The 6,341-nt window shown below is 63.5% G+C and carries 6 protein-coding genes; 2 read left to right on the forward strand and 4 right to left on the reverse strand.

Annotated features, from left to right (window positions below; all coding sequences use genetic code 11):
• Positions 1–28 precede the first annotated feature (28 nt).
• The 4 genes from coaD to CKO27_RS14910 all read right to left on the reverse strand — a co-directional run bounded on the left by coaD (position 29) and on the right by CKO27_RS14910 (position 3,938).
• Positions 29–505 (reverse strand): pantetheine-phosphate adenylyltransferase, encoded by a 477-nt coding sequence (gene coaD, locus CKO27_RS14895; protein WP_200375696.1) that lies wholly within the window; start codon positions 503–505, stop codon positions 29–31.
• A gap of 152 nt (positions 506–657) precedes the next feature.
• Positions 658–1,236, reverse strand: a complete 579-nt coding sequence (rsmD, locus tag CKO27_RS14900) for a 16S rRNA (guanine(966)-N(2))-methyltransferase RsmD (RefSeq protein WP_200375697.1) — start codon at positions 1,234–1,236, stop codon at positions 658–660.
• The gene (locus CKO27_RS14905; protein WP_200375698.1) at positions 1,223–2,572 is read right to left on the reverse strand and encodes a M16 family metallopeptidase; all 1,350 of its coding nucleotides are present in this window, start codon (positions 2,570–2,572) and stop codon (positions 1,223–1,225) included. Before CKO27_RS14905 ends, rsmD begins: the two co-directional genes overlap by 14 nt.
• The gene (locus tag CKO27_RS14910) at positions 2,562–3,938 is read right to left on the reverse strand and encodes a M16 family metallopeptidase (protein ID WP_200375699.1); all 1,377 of its coding nucleotides are present in this window, start codon (positions 3,936–3,938) and stop codon (positions 2,562–2,564) included. Before CKO27_RS14910 ends, CKO27_RS14905 begins: the two co-directional genes overlap by 11 nt.
• Positions 3,939–4,272: 334 nt before the next feature.
• Between CKO27_RS14910 and CKO27_RS14915 the strand changes: the two genes are divergently transcribed.
• Complete coding sequence (locus tag CKO27_RS14915; RefSeq protein WP_200375702.1) at positions 4,273–4,896, forward strand: IS607 family transposase; 624 nt, start codon at positions 4,273–4,275, stop codon at positions 4,894–4,896.
• Positions 4,890–6,050, forward strand: coding sequence for an RNA-guided endonuclease InsQ/TnpB family protein (locus CKO27_RS14920; protein ID WP_200375700.1), 1,161 nt, complete (start codon positions 4,890–4,892; stop codon positions 6,048–6,050). Before CKO27_RS14915 ends, CKO27_RS14920 begins: the two co-directional genes overlap by 7 nt.
• The last annotated feature ends 291 nt before the right edge of the window (positions 6,051–6,341 follow it).

Consider the following 6,341-nt stretch of genomic DNA (forward strand, 5'->3'; position numbering starts at 1 on the left):
ATACTAAGGTTGTTGGGGCGCGCGGATCTTATCCAAACCGCTCCTTCAACGCCGCCTGTACCGCCGGGGTGACGAAGGCCGAGACATCGCCCTTGAGTCGGGCGATCTCGCGCACCAACGATGAGGAAATATAGGTGTATTTCTCGGCTGGGGTGAGGAAGAGCGTCTCGATATCCGGAGCCATGTAACGGTTCATGCCCGCGAGTTGGAATTCGTACTCGAAATCCGACACCGCGCGCAACCCGCGCATGATGACCGAAACCCCGAGGTTGCGCGCGAAGCTCACGAGAAGCCCCTCGAAGGCCACGATCTCTACATTGGGCTGGTCCATGATACTTCCACGTACCAGCGACAGGCGCTCCTCGGTCGAAAAGACGGGCGCCTTTCCAGTATCGGCCGCGACCGCGACCACCACCCGGTCGAACAGTCGCGCCGCGCGATGGATCAGATCCACATGACCATTGGTGATGGGATCGAAGGTCCCTGGATAGACCACGCTGCGCAATCGCTGGATCCTCTTGGGTGTTGGGGTCAAGGCCAGCCTGGCGTCCGATCCCGGTCACCGGGGAAGGTCGGGCCTCGCTGCCGGCGCGCAACATAGCACAATCCCCAGCGCCGCGCCGCGACCCCGATCTCGCTTCGCCACGCACATCGGCCTCAAGGCGCGGTGGACGACCCCGACACGACCGCCAGCCCATAACGGACCTGTCCGGCGGTCTTGTCGCGGATCAGCTCCCAGTCATCCGGGAGCGGCGGAAACCCCGACTGAACGGGGGTCTCCAGATAGATGCGCGCCTCCGGGGCGAGCCAGCCGGGCGCGCTCAGACGCTCGATGGCCGGAGCCAGCAGTCCGTCGGCGAAGGGCGGATCCAGAAATACCAGATCGAATGGGCTCGCGGATCCGGCGAGCCATTCCAGCGCGTCGGCCTGATGGACCTGGATCCCGGTGGCCCCGAGAAGTTCGGCGTTAGCCTGCAACCGATGCGCGGCGGGCGGCGCGCGCTCGATCATGACGACCCGAGCCGCGCCCCGCGAGACGGCCTCGAATCCGAGCGCCCCGCTGCCAGCGAAGACATCCAGACAGCGCGCCCCGGCGATGACGGGCACGAGCCAGTTGAAGAGCGTCTCGCGCACCCGATCCGCCGTGGGTCGCAGACCGGGCTGGTCGGGGAAGGTCAATCGGCGGCCACGATAGCGGCCGCCGATGAGGCGCAGTTGATTCCTAAGGCGCGCCATTGGCCTGGGACACCAGCGGCTCGGCAGTTCCGCCGACCGTGACGATGGCGAGCCGCTCGGGATGAACGCGACGCGCGAAGGCGTCGCGGATCTCCTCGGCGGTGACCGACTCGATGCGGTCGTTGAAGCGGTCGAGATAATCCAGGGGCAGGCCATGGAATCCGATGACGGCGAGGTACTGGAGGATGTTCCCGTTGCTGGCGATCTTCAGCGGAAAGCCGCCGGTGATGTTCTTCTTGGCCGAGGTCAACTCCTGCTCGGTCGGCCCATTGGCGATGAAGCGCTTGAGTGTGTCGAGCAGGACCGCGCGGGCCTGATCCGCCTGGTCGTTGCGGGTCTGGAGTCCCATGAGAAAGGGACCGGGCTGTGCCAGGGGCAGGAAATAGCTGTAGGTGCTGTAGGAGAGCCCCCGTTTCTCGCGAATCTCATCCATGAGGATGGAGACCAGACCGCTGCCGCCGAGGATGTGATTGCCGACATGGAGCGGGAAGTAGTCCGGGTCGCCGCGCCGCATGCCGGGCTGCCCGGCCAGCACCGTGGTCTGACTGGAAGGGAAGCGGATCGATTCCAGCGTGCCGCTCGCCAGGTCCGGGACGGCGGGTAGCGCGGAAGGTGGCGCGCCGGCCGGCAGCCCAACGGTGATCCGCTCCGCCAGCGCCTCGGCGCCGGCCCGGTCGAGATCGCCGACCATGGCCACCACCGCGTTCGCCCCGACGAAATAGCGCGCGTGAAAGGCCAGCAGATCCTCGCGCGCGAGCGCCGCGATGGCTTCCGGCGTGCCGGATGGGTCGCCCGCGTATGGATGATCGCCGAAGATCGCGCGATAGAGCGCCTTCTGACCAACGGTGCGGGGCGACTCCTCCTCCTGGCGCAGGGCGATGAGCCGATTACGGCGGACCCGTTCCAGCGCGTCCGGAGCGAAGGTCGGCCTCGCCAGCACGGTCGCGAACGTCTCGACCGCCGTATCCAGGGCGGGTTGCCGGGTCAGGGAGCGCAACGCGACCGCCGCCATGTCGCGATCGACCTCGGCGCTCAGGATCGCGCCCACGTCGTCGAGCCGGTCGGCCAGGGCATCCGCGTCCCAATCGCCGGCGCCCTCGTCGAGCAGGGCCGCCGTCATGGAGGCGAGACCAGGACGCTCGCCATCGCGCGCGCTCCCGGCGGCGAATACCAGCTTCACGTCCAGCATCGGAATCCCAGGGGCGGCGACGAAGAGGACGCGCGCCCCGTTGGTGGTCCGCCAGGTCTGGATCTCGGGCGTCGCCTGGACCAGGCCGGCGACCGGCAGCAGCAGCGCGGCCAGCCAGATGGGGGAAAGGAATCGATCAGCGAACATTGGTCTGTCCTCCCATACCGCCGCGAGTAGGCGTGGGCTCTGTGTCATCGAGTGGTTGCGGATCCAGAACCGCGACCGTGAGTCGATCCGCGACCAGATACTTCCGGGCGACCGCCTGGATCCGCTCGGGGGTCACCTCCGCGAGCCGTTCGACATAGGTATCGGCTAGACGCCAGTCCAGTCCGATGGTTTCGAGCAGACCGATCTGCATGGCCTGGTAGTGGAGCGAGTCCCTCTCGAAGACCTTGGCCGCGATGACCTGATTACGGACCCGCTCCAACTCCTCGCCACTGACCGGCTCGGACTGAATGCGGGCGATCTGGTCGCGCAACGCCGCCTCGACCGCCTCGATGGGCTGCCCCTTGGATGGAACGGCGTCGAACAGGAAGAGCCCCGGCAGACGCTCGAAGGCACGATAGCTGGCCCCGGCGGAGGCGACGATCTGGGAGCCCCGCACCAGTTCGCGGGCGAAGCGGGCGCTGTCGCCGCCATCCAGGAGCGAGGACAGCATCTCCAGCGCATAGGGTTCCCAGGATTCCTCCGCGTCCGCCATGGAGGGCGTTTTGTAGCCCATTAGAAGGTAGGATTCCTTGGCGGGAGCCTTGACTCGCAAACGCTTTTCACCAAGCTGATCCGGCTCGGCTCGGGTCTTGGGGGGACGGATTTCCTCGGCCGCGAGAGGACCGAAATGCTTTTCGGCCAGCGCGAAGACCTCGTCCGGATTCACGTCGCCGGCGACCACCAGGATGGCGTTGTTGGGCGCGTACCAGAGCCGGTACCAGTCCCGCACGTCCTCCAGGCGCAACTGTTCCAGATCGCCGGGCCAGCCGATGATGGGGTTGCGATAGGGCGAGGCGTCATAGGCGGCGGCGCTGAAACGCTCGTAGGTCAGGGATTGTGGATCGTCGTCGGTGCGGGTGCGGCGCTCCTCCTTCACCACCTCCAATTCCTTCGCGAACTCCTTCTCGGCGAGCTTCAGATGCCGCATCCGCTCGGCCTCCAGCTCGAAGGAAATCTCCAGCCGATCCTTGGCCAGATTCTGGTAGTAGGCGGTGTAGTCGCGTCCCGTGAAGGCGTTCTCCTCGCCGCCGTTCTCGGCGACGATGCGCGAGAACTCACCGGGCGCCAGCCGCTCGGTGCCCTGGAACATCATGTGCTCCAGCACATGCGAGACGCCGGTGATGCCGCCATACTCGTAGCTGGATCCGATTCGATACCAGATCTGCGAGGTCAGGATCGGCGCCCGATGGTCGGGCTTGACCAGAACCTTGAGACCATTGTCGAGCCGGCGCTCCAGAACCTCCGGGGCGGCGACCGCGCCAAGCGACGGCAGTAAGAGCAAAAGGGCGATGAATCGTCGGTGCATGAAGACTCCAGTCTGTGACCTTGGCATGGACGGGCTACTTAGGCGATTTCCGGGAAACTCCCTACCTGACCGAAAGCTCCGGAGTTGGACAGGATTAACAGGATTTTTCAAGATTCACAGGATTACAAACAGCGCTTTATAAATCCTGTCAATCCTGCGAAATCCTGTTAATCCTGTCCATGACCGGGCGGATCGCGGGCACAAGGTTTCCCGGAAATCACCGTATGGGCAAGAGGTGGCGGATGCTAGTTCCCGCGACGGCCATCCATTTGGCGCGGAAGGGGTTTGAAAAGTTCGCTTGAAATATCTCTATAACTACTTTATTCTTTTCACTATGGATAGATTAGTTGGGATAGGCGAAGCGGCCAAAACGCTGGGCGTGTCGATCACGACGCTGCGGCGCTGGGAGGCCGAAGGCAAACTGGTTGCCGAGCATACGGCAGGCGGGCATCGTCGTTATGATCTGGCCAAGCTGCGCCCGGATCTGTTTCGCGCCGAGGCAGAGGCCAACCGGCGCACCATCGCCTACGCGCGCGTCTCCAGCCACGACCAGAGAGACGATCTGGAACGGCAAAAGCAGGTCTTGGAACTGTATTGCGCCCGCCAGGGCTGGACCTTCGAGGTCATCGCCGATCTTGGGTCGGGGATGAACTGTCACAAAAAAGGCTTGAAACGCCTGCTCGACGAGGTGATTGAAGGCCGGATTGGGCGGCTGGTCATCACCCACAAAGACCGCCTGCTGCGCTTCGGCGCGGAACTGGTGTTCGCGATCTGCGAGGCCAAGCAAGTCGAAGTGGTCATCCTCAACCAGGACGAGGACACCACCTTCGAGGAAGACCTAGCGAGCGATGTGCTGGAGATCATCACCGTTTTCTCGGCGCGGTTGTATGGCTCACGCTCGCGCAAGAACCGGAAACTGTTGGAAGACGTGAAAAAAGCCGTGGATGCCTCATGCTGATCGCCCACCGGATTGAACTGCGTCCGACACCCGAACAGTCCAATTATCTCAATCAGGCGTGCGGCGCGCGGCGGCATTGCTACAACCAGTTGCTGGATCATTTCAGTCAGCCCGGCGTGAAATGGTCGAAAGCGGCGGCCTATCAGCACTACATGACCGTGCTGCGGGTCGCGTTCCCCTGGTACAGCGAGGTTTCCAGTCGCGTCACCCGCCATGCGATTGACGATCTGGACACGGCCTTTAAGCACTTCTTCCGGCGCGTCAAGGCGGGCGCAAAGGAGCCGGGCTTTCCCCGATTCAAGAAAAAGGATGTCAACGATTCCTTCGCCCTGCGCGAGCCGTCCAAGTTCGACGTGGACGGGCGCACGTTGCGCATTGAACGTCTCAAGTCACGCCTCGCGATGCGCCAACCCCTGCGGTTCACCGGCCAGACCAAGCAGGCGACGATCAGCAAGCAGGCCGGTCGGTTTTTCGTCTCGATCCTGGTCGAAACCGAGGACTACAACCCGCATGCGCCGGATCAGCCGTCCGTCGGCGTGGATCTCGGGATCAAGGATCTGGCGGTGCTCAGCACCGGCGAAGTGATCCCCGCAAACAAAGCACTCAAACGTAACATCAAGCACTTGAAGCGCCGGCAACGGAATCTGTCGCGCAAACAGAAAGGCAGCCGACGCCGAGCGAAAGCCAAGCTCAAGGTGGCCCGGCTGCATCAGCGGATCAGGAACCAGCGTCAGGCGGTTCTCCACGAACTGTCCGACAAACTGACCCGCACTTATCAGGTCATCTCGATCGAAGACCTGAATGTTCAAGGCATGACGACAAACCGCCGTCTCGCCCGCGCCGTGTCGGATGCCGGCTTTGGCGAGCTGCGGCGGCAGATCGAATACAAGGCTCACTGGCGCAGCGTGACGGTCGTGATTGCGGATCGGTGGTTCCCCTCGTCCAAGACCTGTCACGCCTGCGGTCAGCTCCATGAGATGCCCCTGTCACAGCGCACGCTGGTTTGTGACTGCGGACACGTCATGAATCGTGACCTCAATGCCGCCAAAAACCTTGATCGGTATGGTCTGGACGCGCTCAAGCCGGACCTTAAACGCACGCAGGAGCCCTGTCAGACGCCCGGCTTGCCGGGTGCTTGGGCGTTGACGGCGTGAATAGATTTATTCAGATTCAAGTTGGTTTGAATAGGTTTTTATGAGCGGCGAGTGAAAAAGCGATCTGGTAGGATTGGGCGACACCCTGGCCGGCCGCGCGCCGCCACCTGATCATCGAGCCCTGAAGCACAATCCTTATGTTCGGTTTCGGAAAAAAGCACGAGACGCCCGATCGAGCCAAGCAGGATCCGCGAGCGCCTGAGCCGATCGCCCCTCCCGCGGTCGCGAGCGAGCCCCCGGACAGCGCGCCCCGCAAGCCATGGTTCGGCAAGCTGTTCGGATCCCCCAAGA

The sequence above is a fragment of the Thiocystis violacea genome, from assembly GCF_016583575.1.
In the GTDB taxonomy this organism is placed as follows: Bacteria; Pseudomonadota; Gammaproteobacteria; order Chromatiales; family Chromatiaceae; genus Thiocystis; species Thiocystis violacea.

Excerpts from the sequence above, each read along its gene's own strand:
- rsmD (WP_200375697.1), bottom strand. The coding sequence starts at position 1,236 with ATGGCGCGCCTTAGGAATCAACTGCGCCTCATCGGCGGCCGCTATCGT.
- CKO27_RS14905 (WP_200375698.1), bottom strand. The coding sequence starts at position 2,572 with ATGTTCGCTGATCGATTCCTTTCCCCCATCTGGCTGGCCGCGCTGCTG.
- CKO27_RS14910 (WP_200375699.1), bottom strand. The coding sequence starts at position 3,938 with ATGCACCGACGATTCATCGCCCTTTTGCTCTTACTGCCGTCGCTTGGC.
- CKO27_RS14915 (WP_200375702.1), top strand. The coding sequence starts at position 4,273 with ATGGATAGATTAGTTGGGATAGGCGAAGCGGCCAAAACGCTGGGCGTG.
- CKO27_RS14920 (WP_200375700.1), top strand. The coding sequence starts at position 4,890 with ATGCTGATCGCCCACCGGATTGAACTGCGTCCGACACCCGAACAGTCC.